Origin of the sequence: Paenibacillus sp. V4I3 (genome assembly GCF_030817215.1) — a bacterium.
GTDB lineage: Bacteria > Bacillota > Bacilli > Paenibacillales > NBRC-103111 > Paenibacillus_E.
On the sequence record NZ_JAUSZA010000001.1, the window covers coordinates 858,226 to 881,667 of the forward strand.

A 23,442-nucleotide genomic window follows, 5' to 3' on the forward strand; every position below is an offset into this window, starting at 1 on the left:
GAACGGAGTGTAGCAAGCTACATGAGTACCGGACTACCCCATTTTCGTTCAAGATTCGATGCCGAGTAAGCTTCCAGTAATACATCGTTATCAAAGTCGGCTTTAAAAGCCTCCTTAAACCCTGAGGAATTTGCGTACGGAGATTAGGGACCCCCAGATGCCTATTACCATCCCAATACCTAACAACAAAGCCGTCATCGTAGGAGCAATCTCCCCGAAAGGTGTTAATTCAACCATAAGCAGATTCAAGTTCAGTGAACTCGTGTTAAGCAGCTTCCAGTACCCACCAAGAATAATAGCTGTCGGGATAACAGAGCCGATGAATCCGAGTAGAGCACCTTCTATAAAGAACGGCCAACGAATAAAGGAATTCGTCGCACCCACCAGTTTCATAATTGATATTTCTTTGCGTCTGGCCAAAATCGTAATTTTGATCGTATTCGCGATCAGGAACACGGCGGTAAATGAAAGTAAAATAACGATACCAATACCGACCCAACGAACAATTTGTGTCACCTTAAATAGGGCTTCAACTGTACCTTTGCCATAATTCACCTTGTAGATAGGCTTTGGATCTTTGCCGATATTGAGCGCGCTGATTTGATCAGCAACGACTGCCACATTGTGTGGGTCATCGACTTCGATGGTGAACGCATCGTTTAACGGGTTATTTTCCCCTTCAAATCCATCTAACAAAGCTTTACCGCTCTCACCAAGCTTTTGCCTTAAATAAACAAGCCCCTCTTCTTTCGAAACAAACTTGATGGTTTTTACCTCATGAATAGCTTGAATTTGAGATTCGAGCGCATTAATTTGACCCTGTGAAGTGTTAACCTCCAGATACACATTAATCTCAACCTGTTTCTCAATCTGACCTGCAATATCATTCACATTAAGTGTAATAAGGACGAAAATGCCTAAAATAAATAACGAAATAGCAATCGAACTAATCGACGCGAACGTCATCCAACCATTCCGAACGACATTCTTCGTACCTTCTCGCAAATGACGCGAAACCGTACTAATCTTCATAGCCGTATTCCCCCCGTACCTGGTCACGAGCAATGAGTCCATGCTCAATCGCAATAACTCGTTTACGCATCGTATTTACGATTTCCTTGTTATGCGTAGCCATGACTATGGTGGTTCCCCGGAAGTTAATTTCCTCCATCAATTTCATGATTCCCCAGGAGGTCTCAGGGTCGAGATTTCCTGTCGGTTCATCGGCGATAATGACAGCTGGGTTGTTAATTATTGCCCGGGCAATCGCTACCCGCTGCTGCTCGCCTCCAGAAAGCTGAGAGGGCAGCGAATTCGCTTTATCCTTCAACTTAACAAGCTCGAGCACTTCCATTGTGCGTTTCTTAATCTGCTTCTTAGGTGCCTCGATAACTTCCATAGCGAAAGCCACATTTTCAAAAATATTAAGCTTGGGAAGCAGTCGATAATCCTGGAAAATAACACCAATATTACGACGCACGTAAGGAATCTTACGCTGTTTCAGCTTTTCCAAATTAAAACCGTTCACGAAGATTTGCCCCTTGGTCGGCCTTTCTTCTCTATACATCAACTTCATAAATGTAGATTTACCTGCGCCGGAAGGTCCAACAACATAGACGAACTCGTTGCTGTCCACTTTTACATTAATTCCTCGCAATGCATGAGTGCCGTTGGAGTACGTTTTCCATACGTCCTGCATTTCGATCACAATATCACATCCTAATATATGGATCTTTGCGTAGCAAAGTCTCTCTGCTGTGGGATCTTTGCGTAGCAAAGTCTCTCTGCTGTGGGATCTTTGAGCTTGCTCAAAGTCTTTCTGCTGCGGGATCTTTGAACTGAGCACAAAGTCTCTCTGCTGTTATAGATAGCTTTTATCCATTCGACACAAAAGCTGAAATTCCTTCTAAAATAGCTTTGAAATTCCTGTAGATTACCGTCATTATATCATTATTTGTACACATTTAAGCCGAATAAGGATTTAGTAATAAATTGGTTGAAAGGAAGATACATATAGATAGTACAGGCCCGTAACTCATTCGTATGTAAAGGAGCCGCTGTACATGTCACGCCAAATTAGAAAAGTTATCTTCTATACGTCTATCGTCGTAGGCATGCTAAGTGCGTTTAGCATAGCTCTATATGTCTATGGTTCTCAGCCTACATTCCCTGCAGATTTCACGGTTGCTGGCTGGCGGGTTGGAGGAATGCCTTATGATAAATTTCAACAAGAATACGAACAGCGCCTTCAGCTGCTCTCATCCTATCCCGTTCAATTGCAATCTTCCCGTTCGAATATTCCCAATAAACAACTTGCGCTTGGACAACTAGGTGTTCAGTATCAAAAGGAAACCCTAGCTCGTTCACTTGAGCAGCTATTTGGAGTCTCTCCGATAGAGCGTATAAAAGCTCGCTGGACCCTACGTCACGCGGATATACCGCTCGAGGTCACTGTCAATCAAGCTCAGCTAAACACCGTTATAAAAGAAGCTTGGAAGGACCTTTATAGCCTTCAGCCGGTCGCCGCAAAACGAATCGTTACCAATGAAGATTTACTAGCTTTCGAGCCCGAACGCAAAGTGCTGAGAATTGATACGGCCCATTTGCTTGAACACTTGAAAGAAATTGCCCCATCCATTGGCTATATTCACAATGCCGCTCCTATCACACTGTCCTTGCCTTTATACGAGCAGGGCCCCGCGGTAACGATGGAAACATTGAAGCGTCAGGGCATCGATCGCAAAATCTCGGAATTTACGACCTCATTCCCCCCATCAGGTGAAGGGAGAATTCACAATATTCGCTCCACAGCCGCTTCTATTCAGGATTATTTAATGGCGCCGGGAGAGACGTTTGACTATAGCAAGATTATTGAACAAACCGAAGCCAAATTCGGCTATAAGGAAGCACCAGTCATCCTAAACGGCAAGCTCGTGCCAGGCATTGGGGGCGGCATTTGCCAAGTTTCTACAACGCTTTACAATGCCGTCTTGCGGAGTGGTCTAGACATTGTTGAACGGCGCAATCATTCACTTCCTGTTAGCTATGTTACACTCGGCCAAGATGCAACTTTCGCCAGCGGCTATATTAATTTCAAATTCCGAAATAACACAGATGCCTATCTGTTGATACGAACCATAACAACAGAACAAGCCGTCACTGTGAAGCTTTTCGGTCATATGTCGCCTTCCATTACCTATGACATCAATTCCAACATTGTAGAAACAATTCAACCACCGGTTAAATACTTGCAAAATCCCAGCCTGAAACCTGGCGTTACACGCCCTATCAGCACTGGCAAGGTTGGCTACAAGGTAGAGACGTATCGGATCAAAAGAGAAAATGGTACGATCGTCAGTAAAGAATTAATCTCCAAGGATCAGTATTCTCCAGTGCCTACTATCATCGCCGCCAACCGCGATGACATCAAGTCGGACGAAATGAATCCCTCCACGCCAGAGCAGCCCATCCTTGAAGATGGCGTGAAAGGACCGGTTAACCGGTAATATAGAGGCTTCTGCCTCTTTTGCGAATAGGAAAGGTCATGTGACTGTAGTTACTAGGTCATTATGACTTTTTTCTATTATGATAGGAATATGAAATAGCACACAAGGAGGCTAGGCGATGAGCAAAATCGATTATTTCAAAGAATTAAACTATCGACTGCGTGGACTTCCCGAGAAGGAGCGCCAAAATATATTGTCTGTTTATGAAGAATTGTTTCAGAAAGCAATTGAAAACGGCAAGCAAGAGGATGATGTAGCCCAGTCTCTCGGCTATCCGCGAGTTCCAAACTGGGACGCTCAGAAGGAGACACCTAGTAAGGAGCAGGAGCCTTCGAAAGGCACGTTTGGCGATCGGGTAGAGAAATCTTTTTCCAAAACCGAACCGACAGCGACGACTACACAAACTTCAGAAACTGGAGCCTATACACCCTATCCACCTTACACGCATCCAAAGGGCGCCAATCCTTATATGAATCCCAATCCATACTATCCTGCTAAACAGGAGTCGAGTATTAAGGCTATTATCGTAAGTATTATGCTTGGATTTTTTAACCTTATATTCGTCGTTGGTCCTTGGTTCGGTATTCTCGCAACATTAATTGCGCTATTTGTTTCGGGCTTCGCGCTCATCATCTCGCCAATTGTCGGCATTCTCGGCAGCTATATGGGAACGGTCGGCAGCGATATGCGTTTCATTGGATTCGCTATGCTTGCTTGTTTCGGCTTGGGCATAATATTGACGACGCTAAGCTCATGGTTGTTCAAAGTATTTTTCAAACTCAGCTGGATGTACATCCAATTTAATGCCAAATTGATTAAGGGGGCTTAAGCTATGAAACGTGGAGTCAAATTTTTCTTACTGCTCGGCTTTGCCTGCCTTGGGGTCGGTCTTATTGGAGCAGCTGTTTCTTTCAAAGCGTTGGATTTGAATGCAGGTATCACGAATATTGATATCGAAAAGAAGATTCCAGCAGCCAATATTGATACATTAATCATTCAAAATGACATCTCCGGGGTAACCTTTATCCCTAGTAATTCCGACGAAATTAAAGTGCATCTCGTAGGAACACTTGGAGAGCTTACTGCTAAAAACTGCACCATTGAGGCGGCAACTGAAGGAAGTAATGTATGGCGAGTTGACGTATGTACGCAGAAGAAACCACAAATTAATTTCAGTTTCGATTTGACTGAATTGAAAGCCTTGATCAATAACCAAAGTTTCCGATTACGTACAGAAGTAACACTTCCAGAAAAAATGTACAAAGCTATCACGGTTTCTTCGGATACAGGGGGCATCAACTTCAAGGAAGTAAAAGCCGACAAGCTTACAGTCAGCACCGACACAGGCGGTATTTCCATTGAGCGTTATGAAGGGAAGCAGCTAAACCTTCAAACAGATACGGGTCGTATCAACGTAGAGGACGGGCAAGGCGATGTAAAGATGAAAACAGACACAGGCGGCATCACGGCTAAACTGCATGATATCGGAGATTCCGTATCGCTTGAATCCGACACAGGCACGATTCGTCTTCAGCTCGATCCTGCCCCAAAAAGCGCAAGTTTCGATCTGAGAACCGACACGGGCAGTGTCAATCTGGAAGTACCTGGTTTAAATGTACAACGGACCGATCATCATTCCGCTAAGGGCACCATCGGTGATGGCAGCAAAAGAGTGACGGTACGAGCAGATACAGGGTTTATCTCGGTTACCGGCAGATGAGAAAAAGCCTTCAAGACCATCAGATTTGGTGGTTTTGAAGGCTTTTTGCTATTCGTTTACTTGCTTTTTTCTAAAAATACTTGCAACCACTCGTTCGACTGCGCCAGTACTTGCTCGGCGCGAGCAATCGCCTCTGTCACTTGATTGCTGGCCGTTCCGCCGTAGACATTACGCGCGTTAACCACTTGCTCCGGCTGTAGGACCTGATAAATATCGGACTCGAAAAGCGTAGAGAACGTTTTGAACTCTTCGATGCTCATATCGAGTAGGTATTTGTTGTTTTGGATGCAGTACAGAACTGTTTTGCCAATCACTTCATGCGCCTGACGGAAAGGCAATCCTTTGTTCACAAGGTAATCGGCGATATCCGTTGCGTTCGAGAAATCTTGGTTCACAGCTTGTCTCATGCGGTCCGTGTTTACTTTCATCGTAGCGACCATAGGAGCGAATAATTGAAGCGCGCCCTGAAGTGTACGAACTGTATCGAACATGCCTTCTTTATCTTCCTGCATGTCCTTGTTGTAAGCCAGCGGCAGCGACTTGAGCACGGTCATCAGACCGAACAAGTTGCCATAGACGCGGCCCGTTTTGCCGCGGACAAGCTCAGCCACGTCCGGGTTCTTCTTCTGCGGCATGATCGAGCTGCCGGTGCAGAAAGCATCATCGAGTTCGATGAACGCGAACTCAGTCGAAGACCAGAGCACCATTTCCTCGCTGAAGCGAGAAAGGTGCATCATGATCATGGACGCGTTAGAGAGGAACTCCAGGATGAAATCGCGGTCGCTGACCGCATCCAGGGAGTTCTCGTACACGCGTCCGAACCCGAGCTGCTCCGCCACGAAATGGCGGTCGATCGGGAACGTCGTGCCGGCGAGCGCGCCAGCGCCGAGCGGCAGCATGTCTACGCGCTTGTAGCTGTCCTGCAAGCGCTCAAGGTCACGCTGGAACATGCTGACGTAGGCCATCATGTGATGCGCGAACAGAATCGGCTGCGCACGCTGCAGATGCGTATATCCCGGGATAATCGTATCCAGATTATCCTTCGCTTTCTCAAGCAAAGCCTCTTGCAGCTTGATTAGCAGGCCTACGAACTCAACCACCCGCTTGCGCAGGTAAAGGTGCATGTCCGTTGCTACTTGATCGTTACGGCTGCGGCCAGTATGAAGCTTGCCGCCGACAGGGCCGATCAAGTCGATCAAGGTTTTCTCGATATTCATATGAATATCTTCATTCTGAATCGTGTACTCCAGCTCGCCACGGCGAATCATACCTTGAACAGCCAACAATCCATCCTTGATTTTCTCGACATCATCCGCAGGAAGAATGCCGCACTTGCCAAGCATCGTCACATGCGCTAGGCTGCCTTCGATATCTTCCTCCGCAAGCTCTTTATCAAATGTAATCGATGCGGTATATTCTTCGACCAATTGGTCGGTTTTCTTCGTAAATCGTCCACCCCAAAGCTTAGACACCGTGCATGGCTCCTCTCGTATTAACACCTAATATAGGGATCTTTGAGCGGCGCTCAAAGTCTCTCTGCTGGACAGACTTATGGACAGCCTTATTGACAACCCAAAGGCTTTCCACGAAGGGAAAGCCAGCGGACCGTGCTGCTATATAATTACTTCTTTGCGTTTTGTTCTACGCCAGAAGATACTTTCAGACGAAGTGCGTTCAAGCGGATGAATCCTGTTGCATCGCCTTGGTCGTATGCTTTCGTCGGATCTGCTTCCATTGTAGCAATCTCCGGATTGTATAAGGATACTGGACTTTTCACACCAGCGCCCATGACGTTGCCTTTGTACAATTTCAAGCGCACTGTACCTGTTACGTTCTTTTGGCTTTCTCCCACAAGCGCTTGAATCGCCAAACGCTCAGGTGCGAACCAGAAGCCGTTGTAGACTAATGTCGCATATTTCGTAATGAGGGAATCACGAAGGTGCATGACATCGCGGTCCATCGTGAGGGATTCCATTTTGCGGTGAGCTGTGAAAAGAATCGTACCGCCCGGAGTCTCATACACGCCGCGGCTCTTCATGCCGACGAAACGGTTCTCGACCATATCGACACGGCCAATACCGTGCTTGCCGCCAATTTCATTCAAGGTTTCCATGACTTGCAGAGGGGACAACTTCTTGCCATTGATGGCTACGCAGTCACCTTTGTCGAACTCAAGCTCGATGTACTCTGCTTGATCCGGTGCATCTTCTGGAGCTACGCTCAGGACGTACATGCCTTTGTTCTCGTCAGATGCAGCATCGAACCAAGGATCTTCCAGCATGCCGCTCTCGAAAGAGATGTGCAGCAAGTTACGATCCGTCGAATACGGCTTCGCCGCCGATGCAGTAACCGGAATGCCGTGTTTCTCGGCATATGCGATCATCTCTGCGCGACCAGGGAACTCCTCGCGGAACTGCTCAAGACGCCAAGGCGCGATCACGGACAGCTCAGGCGCCAACGCCGCTGCTGTCAGCTCAAAGCGCACTTGGTCATTCCCTTTGCCGGTTGCTCCGTGAGCAATCGCCGTTGCGCCTTCAGCGCGAGCGATTTCGACCATGCGCTTCGCGATCAACGGACGAGCGATCGAAGTGCCGAGCAGGTATTGCCCTTCATACAGAGCACCCGCTTGGAACATCGGGTTGATGAAATCCTTCGCGAACTCTTCGCGCAGGTCGTCGATGTAGATCTTGGATGCGCCGGTTTGGAGCGCTTTTTCCTCCAGACCGTCCAGCTCATCCTTTTGCCCGATATCCGCTGTGAAAGCAATAATTTCCGCGTCGTAAGTCTCCTTAAGCCATTTGAGGATAACCGATGTATCCAATCCGCCGGAATAGGCGAGAACGATTTTTTCCTTAGCCATGTCTACTAATCTCTCCGTTTCTATGTCTGCTACGAATTATTATATCATTGTCGCGGCCATAATAGCCTTTTGCGCATGAAGACGATTCTCTGCTTGGTCAAAAATAATGGAATTCGGGCCGTCAATAACGCCCTCGCTCACTTCTTCCCCGCGGTGTGCAGGCAAGCAGTGCATGAACAAGTAATCTGATTTGGCATGCTTCACAAGCGCCTCGTTGATTTGGAAGTTCTTAAAAGCAATCTCCCGCTCCTGCTGCTCCGCCTCAAAGCCCATGCTGGCCCAAACATCTGTATAGACGACGTCCGCATTTTCAATCGCTTCGCGTGGATCGCGAGTAAGGAGAACACTGCCTCCGGTCTGCGCTGCGTTCTCTTTAGAAATCTGAATGACTTCTTTGTCGGGATCGTAGCCTTCCGGCGATGCAATCGCGAAATTCATCCCTAATTTACTTGCACCCATCATGAGGGAATGCACCATATTGTTGCCATCTCCGATGTAGGCGACTTTGAGACCTTTCAAACGGCCTTTTTTCTCCAAAACCGTCTGATAATCAGCCATAACCTGACAAGGGTGGGCATAATCCGTCAATCCATTAATGACCGGTACCGTTGATCCACGTGCAAGGTCAATCACTTTGCGGTGTTCGTACGTGCGAATCATGATGCCATCCAGGTAACGGGACAGTGTTTGCGCAGTATCCCAAACGGTTTCACCGCGTCCAAGCTGCAAATCATTTTTGCTGAGGAAAAGAGCCTGACCCCCTAGTTGGTACATTCCTACTTCAAAGGAAACACGCGTACGCGTCGAGGATTTCTCAAAAATCATTCCAAGCGTCTTACCAGCCAACACAGCATGCGGCTCTCTAGCTTTTTGTTTACGTTTAAGCTCAATCGCATAGTGAATCAAATATTCAATTTCTTCTGATGTATAATCAACTAAAGCAAGAAAATCCTTGCCCTTCAACTGGGCAGCCAGTTCTTCCTTTACAGCCATATTCATGTTATCCAACCTCTCTAAACGGAACTTTTACTAGACGCTGCTGATGGTTGATGCCTTCTGGGAGAGGACACTGCACACCACATCTAGGGCTTGATCTAAATCTTCTTGCGGTATGGTCAAAGCAGGTACAAGACGAATAACGTTCGGCCCTGCCGGAATTACGAGTACACCTTGCTTATGAATTTCACTAATGATTTCACCTGCTGGTTGTGTACATTCGATCCCGATGAGGAGACCAATGCCGCGAATATTGCTGATAAGCGGATTGCCTGCAAGCTTGCTCTCCAGCTTCTTCACTGTGTATTCGCCTAATTGCGCAGCGCGCTCTGGCAGTTTATTCGTGACAATCGTGTCCACAGCCGCATATCCTGCAGCCGTAGCTATCGGCGTTCCACCAAAGGTTGACCCGTGGCTTCCAGCGCTGAATGCTTCAGCCAAGAACGCCTTGCCTAACATAGCACCGATCGGAAACCCTCCACCAAGGCCTTTGGCCAACGTGAAGATATCCGGCTCCACCCCATAATGCTCATAGGCAAAAAGCTTACCTGTACGTCCCACGCCCGTCTGGATTTCATCCACGATCAAAAGCAGATTCTCTTGCTTGCACAGCTCTGCAATTTGTTTCACGAACTCCGGATCAGCCGGCAGTACGCCGCCTTCTCCTTGCACCATCTCCAGCATGATGGCACATGTATGCTCATTGACAAGACTGCGAACAGCCTCGAAATCGTTATAAGGCGCATAGACGAAGCCGCCAGGAAGCGGATGGAAGCCTTCCTTCACTTTATCCTGCCCTGTAGCGGTCAATGTCGCCAGCGTGCGTCCGTGGAACGACATGTTGAACGTGATAATCTCGTACCGACCATTGTTCAAAACCTTTTGGTTATAGCGACGTGCCAGCTTAATCGCAGCCTCATTCGCTTCCGCACCAGTGGAACAGAAGAATACCGCGTCTGCACAGCTATTATCTGTGAGTAGAGTAGCCAGCTTCTCCTGATTCGGAATATGGAAAAGATTGCTCACATGCCATAATTGATCGAGCTGTTCAATCAACTTCTCCTTCACCGCTTGAGGCGCGTGCCCGAGGTTCGTTACCGCGATCCCGCTCATCAAATCGATGTATTCCTTACCTGTATCATCCCATAGACGGCTGCCTTCCCCCTTCACTAGCGTGATTGGATATCTTGCGTAGGTTGGAAATAGCGAGCTTTTACCTGTTTCAGTCATGTACATTCCCTCCTTAAAGTTTGTGGTTCAACCCATGAGTTCGAACTTATGCCAAGCTAGATAAAGACATATTGCGGTAGCTGCAAATAAAATGATAGCCGTTGTTCGATTCCTTCTCATTTTCATCCCGTATGCGACGAAAAAAATGGCTGCCGCTAATTTGGAGAAGCCTTGGTAAGCCGGATCATTCGAGAAGTAAGAATTGCTAAAAATGAGTGCAATTAGCAAGGTTATCGAAATAAGTATTTTAAACCATAGAGGCTCTCTTAGGAATTGTTTAAACATAAACGTAATCCGCTGCATGACCGATACCTCCGTTCAAGAACCTGTAACCTACATTAGAGCCCTATTTAAAGATGAAAAACACCGTTAAACTCGCCCCGGAGTCCTGTAGTTGCACCATTAGGATGAAAAACATCGTTATGGCGGTATTTTCAAGCTCGTATCGGTCTAAAAAACATTGGTATCTGTAACTCAAATTGGTGGATGTATTCCTAAAAGATCATTCCATTCGGTTACTCAGTGTGCTTGTTAGCGCACAATCCTCGTGCCAATACCCGTGCCTTTCAGCACTTTGCTCAGTACATTCGGCTCAGAACCGTTCACGATGACAACTTCTTGGACCCTGCCTTGTATGCAAGCAATCGCTGCGCGAACCTTCGGAATCATACCCCCGTAGATGTCACCGCTCGCGATCATCTCTTCAATCTCTGCTACGCTGACAACAGGAAGCACCCGCTTCTCGCCATCCACTGTTTTCATAATGCCGGGAACGTCCGTCACTACAACCATCTGCTCCACACCAAGGTGAGAAGCAACAGCTCCTGCCGCCGTATCCGCATTAATGTTGTAACGTTGGCCGCCATCAGCGCCAAGTCCAACGGGTGCGATCACCGGGATGTAACCCATGCTTACGATACCTTGAATCAGTTCAGAATTCACTTTCGTGACATCACCAACAAGACCAACCTCATGGCTATTCGCCACCGGCTTCGCTTCAATCAAATGTCCATCCACACCGGACAATCCAAGTGCCATTGCGCCTGTTAACTGAATTCGGCGTACGATCTCTTTGTTGATCTGGCCGGAAAGCACCATCTCCACAACGTCGAGCACATCTTCATTCGTTACCCGCAGACCATTCACGAAACCAGACTCTATCCCCAGCTTCCCGAGCGTCTCCGAAATGGCAGGACCGCCGCCATGAACGATGACAGTTACAATACCCTCATCCTGAAGCTGACGCATATCTTCAAAGAAACTAATCGGCAAAGCCGCCAGCGTGCTGCCGCCGCATTTCATCACAAAGCAATTGTTCTTCACAAGCTTTTGGTCCCCTTTGCTTCCTTATGTGCGATCCTAGTGTAAAAACTTAACCAACCCTAAGTCCGATAAGCCGCATTGATCCGCACATAATCATATGTTAAATCGCAGCCCCAGCCCGTTGCCTTGCCAGCGCCCATATGTAAATTCACATGAATTTGAATCGTATCTGTTTTCAAATAAGCAAGCGCCGCTTCCTCGTCGAACTTCACCGGCCGCGACTGCTCTAACACTGCGATATCGCCTAGGCGAATATCGACAGTGTTCACGTTCACCGGCTGTCCCGAGTAACCGACAGCCGCAATGATCCGACCCCAGTTCGCGTCCGCTCCATAAACAGCGGATTTGACCAAGCTAGAGCCAATGATCGACTTCACGATCTTGCGTGCCGCATCGTCGCTCTCTGCGCCGACCACTGTCGTCTCGATCAGCTTCGTTGCGCCCTCGCCGTCGCGCGCAATCGCCTTGGCGAGGTACTCGCCAACGTACTGGAACCCTGCCGCGAACGCTTCCCAATCCGGATGCTCCGGATTCAAAGCTTCGCCGCCGGCCAACCCACTTGCCATCGCCACGACCATGTCATTGGTGCTAGTATCCCCGTCAACAGTGATCATGTTGAATGTAGTATCCGTGATCCTGCTCAGCAGCAGCTGCAGGTATTCGCTCTCAATCGGCGCGTCGGTTGTCATGAAACCGAGCATCGTCGCCATGTTCGGGTGAATCATCCCCGAACCCTTCGCTGCCCCGGCAATATGAACCTCCTTGCCGCCAACGACAACACGGACACACGTCATCTTCTGCGTGAGGTCCGTGGTCAGGATCGCTTGGCAGAAGTCGTTTCCACCTTCTGCCTTCACGTTAAGCGGCAGCTGCTCGATGCCGTTCAGTACTTTCCCCATCGGCAGTAACTCGCCGATGACGCCCGTGCTCGTCACGCCGACGTGGTGCTCTGCCACGCCTAGCGCCTTCGCGCTAGCAGCGCGCATCGCGTATGCGTCGTCCTCGCCTTGCTGGCCGGTACACGCATTCGCGTTGCCGCTGTTGACGATCATCGCCTGCAGCTTGCCGCCTTGGGCGATGCTCTCCTGCGTCACGCGCAGCGGTGCCGCTTGGAACGCGTTCAGCGTGTACACGCCCGCCGCTGCCGCCGGAACATCACAGACGATTGCGCCTAGATCATAGCGCTCCGTCTTCTTCAATCCACAGTGCAGACCACCTGCACGAAAGCCTTTCGGCGTCGTTACTGTGCCCTCTGGCACGACAGTAAAGCTCACTAGATCTAGCATGTTCGTCCTTCACCTGTCCTCATCTTCTCGTTATGGATACACCGGTGCGAACAACAGCCCTGTCGTTTCGTCCCAGCCTTGCATCATATTCAAATTCTGAATGGCCTGACCTGCAGCGCCTTTAACCACGTTGTCGATGACTGAAACGATGGTTACACGCCCCGTGCGCTCATCCACCGCAAAGCCGATGTCGCAGTAGTTCGAGCCGAACACTTCCTTCGTAGAAGGGAGCTTACCATTTTGACGAATCCGTACAAATCTCCGACCTTCATAATACTGGCGGTACAATTCGATGAATTCCTCGGCAGTATGTTCACCTTGTATAGTTGCATACATGGTAGACATAATTCCGCGAGTCATAGGCACAAGATGTGTCGTGAACGTCGTAACAACTGGTTTACCTGCAACACGACTGAGCGCCTGCTCGATTTCCGGAATATGCTGATGCTTATTCACTTTATAGGCTGTTAAATTCTCATTCACTTCCGCGTAGTGCACGCCCAGATTAACGCCTCGCCCCGCGCCGGACACGCCGGATTTGGCATCAATAATAATCGTAGATGGATCGATCCAACCCGCTTTGACTGCAGGAATCAGACCAAGCAGCGTCGCTGTCGGATAGCAGCCTGGGTTAGCGATTAAATCACTGCCCTTCACTTCATCCCCGAACACCTCAGACAAACCATAAATCGATTGAGCCAATGTTTCCTCGGAAGCTGCCGGCTTTTTATACCATTTTTCATAGTCAGCACCAGATTTCAATCTTAAATCCCCAGAAATATCAATGACCTTCAGGCCAGCTGCCAGAAGCTTTGGTGAAAGTTCTGCACTCACACCAGCAGGTGTCGCCAAGAACACAACGTCTGCTTTGCCTGCAATCAAGTCAACATCAAGCACATCTAGAATATCCACAACCACTTCCTGCAAGTGTGGAAAATGCTCCGCAAGCGGCGCTCCTGCATTAGAGGTCGAGATGACCGAAGTGATCTGTACCAAAGGATGCGCCTGCAATAGACGAATCAACTCCGCACCACCATAACCCGTGGCTCCAATAATAGCCGCCCTAACTCCATGACTCATTCGAAATTCCCTCCCGATGTTCCGAAAATATATGTATTATTATACAGTCGTATACATAATAATTCAATGAATTTTTTTATGCGGATTTTGACAATTGAATTGTGCCTGCGTAAGGTATTTCAAGGCTTTTTTACATTAAAATCGACAAACCTTTTAATCTTTGGCCTCCTGCCTTCCGACAAGAAGTATACATAATATGCATCAATTAAACGTAACATGTGTATAAAAACAATTCTTTCTCCTCGATACCCATCTGAGTGTCAAATCAATTATCCCAAATTATACGCCAAACAGGCAAATCCTGTATGTGATTATTTCTTATTATTTAAGAAGTGTGGGTAAGTAGTATAGTTATCCACAGATTATGCACACTTTATCCACAGTCGACTGTTTCCATAACAAAGTTATGCACAAAAAGACGCACCTAAGTGCGCCAATCTATCTCAAAGCCATTCGCTATGCATGTCGTTTGAAACCTTCCCCTAGTACCTCATTCGTTTCACTCAAAATGACAAAAGCTTGCGGGTCCACAGACTGGACTAGCGTTTTCAATCGACTTACTTCATTTTGTTTTACAACGACCATCAAGACCGTTCGCGATTCACCTGTAAATCCTCCAGATCCATTAAGCTCCGTAAGTCCACGGTCCAAATCATATAAAATCGCCTTGCGTATCGCTTCTGTATGATCGGAAATAATGAAGGCCACTTTGGCATAGTTGAAGCCGAGTTGAACGATATCGATCGTTTTCGTGGTGACAAATAACCCAATTAAACCGTACAGCGCATTCTCTGGCGTGAAAACAAGTGCGGAGCTTAGAATGACCAGACCATCAAAAATCGCTACCGAGAAGCCTAAACTTAAGCCTGTGTATTTATGCAGCATTTGTGCGGCCAGCCCAAGTCCCCCTGTGGAACCACGTCCTCGGAAGACGATACCGAGTCCAAGTCCAACACCAATGCCTCCATAGACTGACGCGAGCAAGGGATTTTGCGTTGGTACCCCTAAATGGCTTGTTACGAGTACGCAAAGTGGAAATATAACCGACCCGACTGCCGCCTTAACCCCGAATTGTCCGCCTAGCAGCCATAGGGCTAACAAGAAAATCGGGATATTCAGGGCCCACTGCGTAATCGCCGGGTTCAGACCCGTCAAATGTTGAACAATCGTAGAAATACCTGAAACCCCACCCGTTGCAATTTGATTCGGGTTCAAAAAACAGTTAAAACTAGCCGCCATAATCAGCGAGCCGATCAGCATCAATATATACTCAAATACGGTATGCGCTGGACTTCCTATCCGTATTCGCGGTTCTTTTCTGGGCACGAACGGCCCTCCTCTCGGTACCATTCCTACAACAGAGGTGCACTCATATTTTTACCGTAAAATATTTCGTCCATTTCCCACTTTACACTTTCTGTAATGTCCTTCTGCTCCGCTTCGCTCAGCTTGTCTTTCGTATAACCGAACAAATAATTGTTTAAATCAAATTTCTTCAGCTTACATTTTGTATGAAAAATATTTTCCTGATAAACGTTCACATCGATCATGTCATACAAGCTTTTGATTTCCTCAGGAATGTAGTTCTGAATCGAACTAATATCATGATCAATAAACAGCTTATGCCCGTTTATATCCCGTGTGAAGCCTCGAACCCGATAGTCCATCGTCATAATATCCGTATCAAAGGAATGGATTAAGTAATTCAGTGCCTTTAGCGGCGAAATTTCCCCGCATGTGGATACATCAATGTCCGCCCTAAACGTGCTGATCCCTTCATCAGGGTGATATTCCGGATAGGTATGAACCGTGATATGGCTGGTGTTCAGGTGCATAAGCACCGTCTCCGGCAGGGGCCCCGGGGATTCCTCAAATGAAGCTTCAGGAGCGCCCTCCACAGGACCTTCAGAAACCAACATCGTTACACTTGCCCCTTGCGGATCATAATCCTGCTTGGCCACATTGAGTACATGAGCACCGATGATATCCGCTACCGCTTTGAGAATTTTGGTTAGCCGGGCTGCATTGTACTGTTCGTCAATATATTCTATGTAGGCTTCGCGCTCTTCTTTGGTTCTGGTGTAGCAGATATCATACATATTGAAGCTCAATGATTTCGTAAGGTTGTTAAAGCCGTGCAGCGTAATGCGCTGCTCCGTTGTAAGTGTCATGTTTCTTCTTCCTCCTTGTTGTTCATCCCTACTATTTCCTTACCCAAACCCTGAATGACATTAAACTTGAAAAAATCCTACACCTTTCAGATGTAGGATAAACGTCTATTGCTCCATATATGCGTTTGGTATTGGTTCGGTTCATCTATATCTTCCCGCACACAACTTCCTGTGCACAAGTTCTATTCCGGTTTCCGAATCTGATAACGCAAATACGCATCAATGAACGGATCGAGATCTCCGTCCATGACCGCGCCTACATTACCTGTCTCCGTCGAAGTCCTATGATCTTTGACCATGCTATAAGGATGAAAGACATAAGAGCGAATCTGACTGCCCCAGGCAATGTCAGACTGCTCGCCGCGAATCTCTGCGAGATGCTTCAGCTGCTCTTCGATCTTCCGCTCGTAGAGCTTGGAGCGCAGCATTTTCATCGCTTTCTCGCGGTTCTTAATCTGCGAGCGTTCTTGCTGACAGCTCACCACGACACCCGTTGGTATGTGCGTAATCCGCACAGCCGAATCCGTGGTGTTGATGTGTTGACCGCCGGCGCCGCTCGCGCGGTACGTATCGATTTTGAGATCCTCGGAGCGGATCTCTCCCACGTCCGTGTCGTCCTCGATCTCCGGCATGACGTCACACGACGCAAACGAGGTGTGACGACGACCGGAGGCGTCGAACGGCGAGATCCGGACGAGCCGATGCACGCCCTTCTCTGCCTTCAAATAGCCGTAGGCGTTGAAGCCTGTGATCTGCAGCGTGACACTCTTCACGCCGGCTTCGTCGCCGGGCAAATAGTCGAGCACCTCGACTTTGTAGCCCCGCTTCTCCGCCCAGCGGCGATACATGCGCAGCAGCATCTCCGCCCAGTCCTGCGACTCGGTGCCGCCCGCACCGGGATGCAGCTCAAGGATCGCATTCAGCCGGTCATACGGCTGATTGAGAAGCAAGCCAAGCTCGAAGGATTCGAGCTTCTTCATTAACGCTGCGATGCCTGTTTCAATGTCCTTCGCTAGACCGGCATCGCTCTCCTCTTCCTCGAGCTCGACCATGACCTGTAGGTCGTCGAACTCGTTCGAGAAGCCTTGGAACTGATCGACGACACTTTTGATGGCGTTGAGATCCGCGATGGTCTTCTGGGCACGATCATTATCGTCCCAGAAGTCCGGCGCCCCCATTTTTTCCTCAAAATCCCCGATCGCTTCAAGCTTATGATCTAAGTCAAAGAGACCCCCGTAATTCGGTTAGTCGCTTTGCTGTCTCTCTTAAATCCTGTTTTACTTCTGGTTCCAGCATGTTGTACACCTCTTTTATTCTCTTGTGCCTAGTTTTATACGGATATAAGTAGCAAACTAAATAGCTTTAGCTGCCTTGTCCGTGGCACTGTTTGAACTTCTTCCCGCTGCCGCATGGGCATGGGTCGTTTCGTCCAATACGCTGCTCATCGCCGCGCACGAGCGGTTTCTTCCCGCCAGCTTCATTCTTCGTATCCACCGCTTGACCTTCGGCTACCGCTTGACGCTCCAGGTTGCTTTGTACGTGAGCCTTCATGATGTACATCGCGACTTCTTCGCGGATATTGTCAATCATCTCTTGGAACATTTCAAAGCCTTCGAATTGATACTCACGCAGCGGATCCGTTCCGCCGTAAGCACGAAGATGAATACCTTGGCGCAGCTGATCCATCGCATCGATGTGATCCATCCATTTGCTATCTACAGCACGAAGAGCAACGACCTTTTCGAATTCACGCATGAATTCTTCACCGATCTCCGCTTCACGCTCATCATAACGTTTGCTTACGAGATCTTTGATGTAGTCAATAATCTCTTCTTGTTCTTTGCCCCAAATATTTTGATCCGTAATCTGGCCTTCTTCAGTTAAGAAGTTGTTGTTCACGAAGTTAGCCACTTCCTGAAGCTCCCACTCCTCCGGAATTTGTTCCTCCGGACAGTGTGCTTTCACGATACGTTCGATAACAGCGTTGATCATACCCTCGACAACTTCACGAATATTTTCGGATTCCAGCAGCTCACGGCGCTGTTTATATATAATTTCCCGTTGTTGATTCATTACATCGTCATACTGAAGAACGACTTTACGAACGTCGAAGTTGTTACCCTCAACGCGTTTTTGGGCCGATTCCACTGCACGCGAGATCAATTTGCTTTCGATTGGTTGATCTTCTTCCATTCCGAGGCGGTCCATCATCGCCATGATATTGTCAGCGCCGAAACGTTTCATCAATTCGTCCTCAAGGGAGAGGTAGAACTGTGAAGAACCAGGGTCACCTTGACGGCCTGCGCGTCCACGCAGCTGATTATCGATCCGTCTGCTTTCATGACGTTCTGTACCTATGATATGCAGTCCGCCTGCATCATGTACGCCCTCACCGAGCACAATGTCCGTACCGCGGCCTGCCATGTTCGTTGCAATCGTTACAGAGCCTGGTTGACCTGCGCGTGCTACGATTTCAGCTTCTTCTGCATGATACTTCGCATTGAGTACTTTGTGCTGAACGCCTTTTTTCTTAAGCATTTCCGAAAGTTTCTCGGAGTTCTCAATAGATACCGTTCCTACAAGTACCGGTTGGTTCAGCTTATGACGCTCTACGATTTGCTCAACAACCGCTCTGAATTTACCCATCTCTGACTTGTAAACAACATCCGGCATATCCTTACGGATCATCGGACGGTTTGTCGGAACAATGATAACTTCAAGACCATAAATTTTCTTGAGCTCTTCCTCTTCCGTCTTCGCAGTACCTGTCATACCTGCTAGTTTGCGGTACATCCGGAAATAGTTCTGGAATGTAATGGTCGCCAGCGTCATGCTCTCATTCTGAACTTGCAGCTGCTCTTTGGCCTCAATGGCTTGGTGCAGCCCATCACTATAACGACGGCCTGTCATAATACGGCCCGTGAATTCATCGACAATCATGACTTCGTCTTCTTGTACCACATAATCCACATCGCGTTTCATAATAAAACGAGCCTTGAGCCCTTGAGTCACGTGATGGTTGATATTCACATTCTGATGATCGAATAAGTTCTCAATGCCGAATGCCCGCTCCGCTTTAGCTACCCCTTCTTCAGTAAGAGCCACGGAACGCACCTTAATATCAATCGTGTAATCCTCTTCTTCTTTCAACTTAGCCACAAAACGGTCAGCCGCATAGTACAAGTCTGTCGATTTAGCAGCTTGTCCCGAAATAATTAACGGCGTTCTCGCCTCATCGACCAAAATGGAGTCAACTTCATCGATAACCGCAAAATAAAGCGGGCGCTGAACCATCTGCTCTTTGTAAAGAACCATGTTATCACGCAAGTAGTCAAAACCGTATTCGTTATTCGTACCATACGTAATATCACAAGCGTAAGCCGCTTGCTTTTCCTCATGTGACAGGTCATGGAGATTAACCCCAACCGTCAAACCGAGGAATTCATAGATCTGACCCATTTCGGCGCTGTCACGTTGAGCCAAATAGTCATTGACCGTAACCACGTGTACGCCTCTGCCAAGCAAAGCATTCAAATAGACAGGGAGTGTTCCAACGAGCGTTTTCCCTTCCCCTGTTCTCATCTCCGCGATACGGCCTTCGTGAAGCACCATACCTCCGATAAGCTGAACGTCGTAATGACGTTTACCTAGTACACGTAAACCTGCTTCTCTAACAACAGCAAAAGCTTCCGGTAAAAGATCATCAAGTTCTTCGCCTTTTGCCAGGCGGTTTCTGAACTCGATTGTCTTGCCTTTCAATTCCTCATCGGACAGCGGCTTAATGCCAGCTTCAAGGTCGTTGATATAATCAACGGCCTTGAGCATCCGTTTAATTTCCCGTTCATTGGAATCACCAAAAATTTTCTTCACTAGTCCTAGCATCGGTGAACCCCTTTCCCTTGCATTCGTATCCTTAAATTGTACCACTTTTGACGGTCTTGCCGCAACAAATGACCATTCTTATATCTGTATAAACCATCCACAACATGTGAAAAGAGCACGTTTTTACTTATTTCTATAGTATTGAATCGATGTCTCGATAGCATGCATGAGAAAAAGCTTAATTCGACAGAATCGAATCAAGCTCATTTTTTTGTTATAGGGATGTCTCGAGTTGCTCCGCTTTCTTAATTAAACAGCCGGCTCGATCAGACCATACTTGCCGTCATCACGTTTGTAAACTACATTGACTTGATCCGTATCCATGTTCGAAAAAACGAAGAAATTATGGCCTACCATGTTCATTTGTAGAATCGCTTCTTCCACATCCATCGGCTTCAAATCGAAGCGTTTGTTGCGTACCAGTTCAAAGTCATCTTCCTCGTCCAAATAAGTGACAGGCGATGTTTCAACCTTAAATAAATCTCGTTTGCCGCCCTCTTGGCGAATTTTTCGGTTTGTTCTCGTCTTATGCTTGCGGATCTGGCGTTCCAATTTGTCTACGACCAAATCGATCGAAGCGTACATATCATTGTTGCGTTCTTCAGCTCTCAGCAGCACGCCTGTTAGGGGAATACCTACCTCAATCGCTTGTAAACCTTTAACCACACTTAGTTTTACTTGTACATCAGATGTAAGGGGAGCTTCAAAATACCTCTCTAGTCTGTTCAATTTCTTGTCGACATAGTCCCTGAGGGCTTCAGTTACTTCAAGGTGTTCTCCGCGAATGCTAATCATCATAGTTAAACATCTCCCTTCCTTCTTACATTATACTACATTCAACCCCCATCTTCATAATTCCTTTAAATTCCGATCATACTATTTACGCAAAAAAACACCCCAGAGTCATGCCCCAGGGTGCTAGTTAGTTCATAGATGTATTCAAGCGGCACAAATGTGCCGGAAGCTTATATTCTGCTTACATTAGCGGCTTGCGGTCCACGTGCACCTTCTACGATGTCAAACTCTACAGCCTGACCTTCATCTAACGTTTTGAAGCCTTCTGATTGAATCGCTGAGAAATGCACGAATACATCCCCACCATCTTCACGCTCAATGAAGCCATAACCTTTTTCTGCATTAAACCATTTTACTTTACCTTGCATAACGTACACATTCCTTTCGTTATAAAAAATATTAAAATGTAAGCCCTTACTTTTCGACTATATCACCAGCCCGCTTGACCTGTCAATTTCTAACTTACCATTTGATGAAATATTTTGAAAATTCGGGTATATACAAGCCGTGGATAAGTGCAGAATTTGTAAAAACTTGTCGTATCGGGCTTCTTTACATTTTATCAACAAAGTTATGCACAGAGTTGTGCACATTATCCACAGCTTAATTAACATCTTTAAGAGTAACATTATAAAAACGTTGGGTCCAAGTAACACCGTTTTTTAATTTCTTCTGTATCTTTCCATCTGAATCAACAAATATAACATGATCCTGCTCGATATCAGCTTGATAAACCGTTGCATTTATACCCAAGACAGATCGACTGCCTACTTTGCAATCGCCAATCACAGACGAATACGGCAGCAACCCTACCCCTTTGCCAATCAAAGGATAGCAATCGTTTTGTGCACCTACCGTACATCCCTGCGAAGCAACAAAGAAGTCACCATAAGTTGCTCTCCCTAAGACCGTACCTACGGTGTGAAGCAACAGAAAAATGTCAGGAAGTGCTGTATTATACATTGCGCTAATTCCGTGAAGCGCTTTATTTAAATAAAACAATTTATTTGCTACAATGTCATTTTGGGTCTCCTTCCAAACTGTATTCGAAAGAAACCATAAAAAAACCGCGTATTGATCAGAATGTAAATGATTCAAAAAGGGGCTCCCATTCTTACAATATGCAGGCAAAGTAACATGCTTGAAACAAAAGGCTGTCCTATCTAAAGCCTTATCCATAACTGTGCTCCATTCCCCTTGATTCATAGCGATCTGATCGGGGAAAAAATGCTCTAACTGTTTTTGCACATACAACTTGAAATCACTATATGGTAACGAAAGTTCCATTATGGAATTATCCTTTCGGCTTGATATTTCGACGTCAATTGTTTGATTCTTTGGATTATATCTAATGGTTTAAAATCAAACTCTTCTTGAATTTTCTTAGTGGATATGCGAGGGAAAATAATTTCCGCTGCATTTTGCTTAACAAATACATCACATGAGGTTAATCGTTGTATTTCATTAGTGACTTCTTCATTTGTGGTGTTAGTTCCACTCGCAATATTATATATTATCGAAGTTCCACCATGTGAAACTTTAATAAGCAACTCCACCACATCTTCAATACAAATATAATCTTTTGCTGAGCTTAGAGCTGTTTGCAAATTGATTACTTTATTATTTACAGCATCTTTAATGATGGAGTACAAAAAATTATCAGATTGAAAATCCTGTCCACATACATTGGATACCCTTGCTATTTTTACTTTTCTAGTCGAGTTGAGACATAAAGATTCCCCTAATAATTTGGACAATTGGAATAAATCGTCGGATCGATTTGGATTTACGATTAAATCCGAATTTTCAAATCCTTCTTTGGCACCGTAATAAATTCGTGTTGAAGATACATACAAAAACGAATCATATCGCGCTTTCTGTAGTAATTCTGATAAAAAGGTCACATGAGCCGTCACCGTATCATATGGGCGCTTCCTAAAATCGGAGGTTACTCCGGCACAATATATCACATGACCCAAAGAAGTCTCATAAACGTCCGAACTTCCACGCTCTGGTTCAAAGACCTCGTACTGAAGCTCAAGCAGTCTTTGTACCAATTGTTTTCCAATAAAGCCCTTCGAGCCAAAAATAGTTGTCTTCATGAACGTTCCCCAACTTTCTTCGCTGGGCTTCCCACATAAATGGAATACTCCTCCAACTCACCATTGACTAGGGAGTTAGCGCCTACAATACAACCTCTTTTCAAGATGGAACCATCTAGGATAACACAATTAGCGCCTATCCACACATCATCTTCAATAATAATTCCACCCTTACTAGGAAGGAATCTCTGTTCTCTTATCGTTAGATGCCTCAGCTTATATTGATGATTTACAGGGGCTAACGTGCAATTTGCTGCGATCATTACATCATTGCCCAACTTCACTCCATTGCCGGAGTAAATGACAACTCCTGAATTTATATAACAATTCGAGCCAATAATAACGTCACCGGTCCCACCAGTTGGCTTGATTTTAACGAATGAATCGATCTTCGTTCCATCACCAACGACTATTTGAGTTCCACGGACCGAATCTTCTATATCTGCTAGTTTGGACACATATGCTGATTCAGAAATAATAATCAACCCCTC

General features: G+C 46.7%; 22 protein-coding genes. 3 read left to right on the forward strand and 19 right to left on the reverse strand.

Annotated elements, in window-relative coordinates; genetic code table 11:
* Nucleotides 1-114 precede the first annotated feature (114 nt).
* Complete coding sequence (gene ftsX / locus QFZ77_RS04105; protein WP_307436470.1) at nucleotides 115-1,032, reverse strand: permease-like cell division protein FtsX; 918 nt, start codon at nucleotides 1,030-1,032, stop codon at nucleotides 115-117.
* Nucleotides 1,022-1,708 (reverse strand): cell division ATP-binding protein FtsE, encoded by a 687-nt coding sequence (gene ftsE / locus QFZ77_RS04110; RefSeq protein WP_047682153.1) that lies wholly within the window; start codon nucleotides 1,706-1,708, stop codon nucleotides 1,022-1,024. The genes ftsX and ftsE overlap by 11 nt, the downstream gene beginning before the upstream one ends.
* Nucleotides 1,709-2,063: 355 nt before the next feature.
* Between ftsE and QFZ77_RS04115 the strand changes: the two genes are divergently transcribed.
* From QFZ77_RS04115 to QFZ77_RS04125, 3 genes are all read left to right on the forward strand, one after another.
* Nucleotides 2,064-3,506, forward strand: coding sequence for a VanW family protein (locus QFZ77_RS04115; protein ID WP_307436475.1), 1,443 nt, complete (start codon nucleotides 2,064-2,066; stop codon nucleotides 3,504-3,506).
* 118 nt (nucleotides 3,507-3,624) lie between these two features.
* A complete protein-coding gene (locus QFZ77_RS04120) occupies nucleotides 3,625-4,335 on the forward strand; it encodes an HAAS signaling domain-containing protein (protein ID WP_307436482.1) in 711 nt (236 codons plus the stop codon).
* Between the two features lie 3 nt (nucleotides 4,336-4,338).
* Complete coding sequence (locus tag QFZ77_RS04125) at nucleotides 4,339-5,226, forward strand: DUF4097 family beta strand repeat-containing protein (RefSeq protein WP_307436486.1); 888 nt, start codon at nucleotides 4,339-4,341, stop codon at nucleotides 5,224-5,226.
* Between the two features lie 56 nt (nucleotides 5,227-5,282).
* On the opposite strand, the gene argH is transcribed toward QFZ77_RS04125, so the two are convergent.
* The 17 genes from argH to QFZ77_RS04210 all read right to left on the reverse strand — a co-directional run bounded on the left by argH (nucleotide 5,283) and on the right by QFZ77_RS04210 (nucleotide 23,436).
* The gene (gene argH / locus QFZ77_RS04130) at nucleotides 5,283-6,698 is read right to left on the reverse strand and encodes an argininosuccinate lyase (RefSeq protein WP_307436488.1); all 1,416 of its coding nucleotides are present in this window, start codon (nucleotides 6,696-6,698) and stop codon (nucleotides 5,283-5,285) included.
* Between the two features lie 149 nt (nucleotides 6,699-6,847).
* On the reverse strand, nucleotides 6,848-8,086 hold the full coding sequence (locus QFZ77_RS04135; protein ID WP_307436491.1) for an argininosuccinate synthase: 1,239 nt from the start codon (nucleotides 8,084-8,086) through the stop codon (nucleotides 6,848-6,850).
* Nucleotides 8,087-8,125: 39 nt separating this feature from the next.
* Nucleotides 8,126-9,085 (reverse strand): ornithine carbamoyltransferase, encoded by a 960-nt coding sequence (gene argF / locus QFZ77_RS04140; protein ID WP_307436493.1) that lies wholly within the window; start codon nucleotides 9,083-9,085, stop codon nucleotides 8,126-8,128.
* 30 nt (nucleotides 9,086-9,115) lie between these two features.
* The gene (locus QFZ77_RS04145) at nucleotides 9,116-10,312 is read right to left on the reverse strand and encodes an acetylornithine transaminase (protein ID WP_307436496.1); all 1,197 of its coding nucleotides are present in this window, start codon (nucleotides 10,310-10,312) and stop codon (nucleotides 9,116-9,118) included.
* Nucleotides 10,313-10,339: 27 nt separating this feature from the next.
* Entirely contained in the window at nucleotides 10,340-10,615 is a 276-nt protein-coding gene (locus QFZ77_RS04150) for a hypothetical protein (RefSeq protein WP_307436498.1), read from the reverse strand.
* Between the two features lie 228 nt (nucleotides 10,616-10,843).
* Nucleotides 10,844-11,614 (reverse strand): acetylglutamate kinase, encoded by a 771-nt coding sequence (argB, locus tag QFZ77_RS04155; protein ID WP_307449236.1) that lies wholly within the window; start codon nucleotides 11,612-11,614, stop codon nucleotides 10,844-10,846.
* An 80-nt stretch (nucleotides 11,615-11,694) separates the two neighbouring features.
* Nucleotides 11,695-12,921: a bifunctional glutamate N-acetyltransferase/amino-acid acetyltransferase ArgJ gene (gene argJ / locus QFZ77_RS04160; RefSeq protein WP_307436500.1), complete on the reverse strand. Its 1,227-nt coding sequence runs from the start codon at nucleotides 12,919-12,921 to the stop codon at nucleotides 11,695-11,697.
* Nucleotides 12,922-12,951: 30 nt separating this feature from the next.
* Nucleotides 12,952-14,001, reverse strand: coding sequence for an N-acetyl-gamma-glutamyl-phosphate reductase (gene argC, locus QFZ77_RS04165; protein WP_307436503.1), 1,050 nt, complete (start codon nucleotides 13,999-14,001; stop codon nucleotides 12,952-12,954).
* A 456-nt stretch (nucleotides 14,002-14,457) separates the two neighbouring features.
* Nucleotides 14,458-15,351, reverse strand: a complete 894-nt coding sequence (locus QFZ77_RS04170; RefSeq protein ID WP_047682130.1) for a YitT family protein — start codon at nucleotides 15,349-15,351, stop codon at nucleotides 14,458-14,460.
* 2 nt (nucleotides 15,352-15,353) lie between these two features.
* Nucleotides 15,354-16,172 carry an adenosylmethionine decarboxylase gene (gene speD, locus QFZ77_RS04175; protein WP_307436509.1) on the reverse strand — a complete coding sequence of 273 codons (819 nt, stop codon included), beginning with the start codon at nucleotides 16,170-16,172 and terminating at the stop codon, nucleotides 15,354-15,356.
* A 182-nt stretch (nucleotides 16,173-16,354) separates the two neighbouring features.
* Nucleotides 16,355-17,468 (reverse strand): peptide chain release factor 2 gene (gene prfB, locus QFZ77_RS04180; RefSeq protein WP_307436512.1). Its coding sequence is split into 2 segments (ribosomal slippage): nucleotides 16,355-17,395 and nucleotides 17,397-17,468, totalling 1,113 coding nucleotides; the frame shifts between segments, so codons are not numbered across the junction.
* A gap of 66 nt (nucleotides 17,469-17,534) precedes the next feature.
* Nucleotides 17,535-20,054 carry a preprotein translocase subunit SecA gene (gene secA / locus QFZ77_RS04185; protein ID WP_307436514.1) on the reverse strand — a complete coding sequence of 840 codons (2,520 nt, stop codon included), beginning with the start codon at nucleotides 20,052-20,054 and terminating at the stop codon, nucleotides 17,535-17,537.
* 249 nt (nucleotides 20,055-20,303) lie between these two features.
* The gene (hpf, locus tag QFZ77_RS04190) at nucleotides 20,304-20,852 is read right to left on the reverse strand and encodes a ribosome hibernation-promoting factor, HPF/YfiA family (protein WP_307436517.1); all 549 of its coding nucleotides are present in this window, start codon (nucleotides 20,850-20,852) and stop codon (nucleotides 20,304-20,306) included.
* Between the two features lie 167 nt (nucleotides 20,853-21,019).
* On the reverse strand, nucleotides 21,020-21,217 hold the full coding sequence (locus QFZ77_RS04195; RefSeq protein WP_047682118.1) for a cold shock domain-containing protein: 198 nt from the start codon (nucleotides 21,215-21,217) through the stop codon (nucleotides 21,020-21,022).
* A gap of 235 nt (nucleotides 21,218-21,452) precedes the next feature.
* Entirely contained in the window at nucleotides 21,453-21,947 is a 495-nt protein-coding gene (locus QFZ77_RS04200; protein WP_307436522.1) for an LbetaH domain-containing protein, read from the reverse strand.
* A gap of 188 nt (nucleotides 21,948-22,135) precedes the next feature.
* Nucleotides 22,136-22,951, reverse strand: a complete 816-nt coding sequence (locus QFZ77_RS04205) for an NAD-dependent epimerase/dehydratase family protein (RefSeq protein WP_307436525.1) — start codon at nucleotides 22,949-22,951, stop codon at nucleotides 22,136-22,138.
* Nucleotides 22,948-23,436, reverse strand: coding sequence for an acyltransferase (locus QFZ77_RS04210; protein ID WP_307436528.1), 489 nt, complete (start codon nucleotides 23,434-23,436; stop codon nucleotides 22,948-22,950). The genes QFZ77_RS04205 and QFZ77_RS04210 overlap by 4 nt, the downstream gene beginning before the upstream one ends.
* Nucleotides 23,437-23,442: the final 6 nt, after the last annotated feature.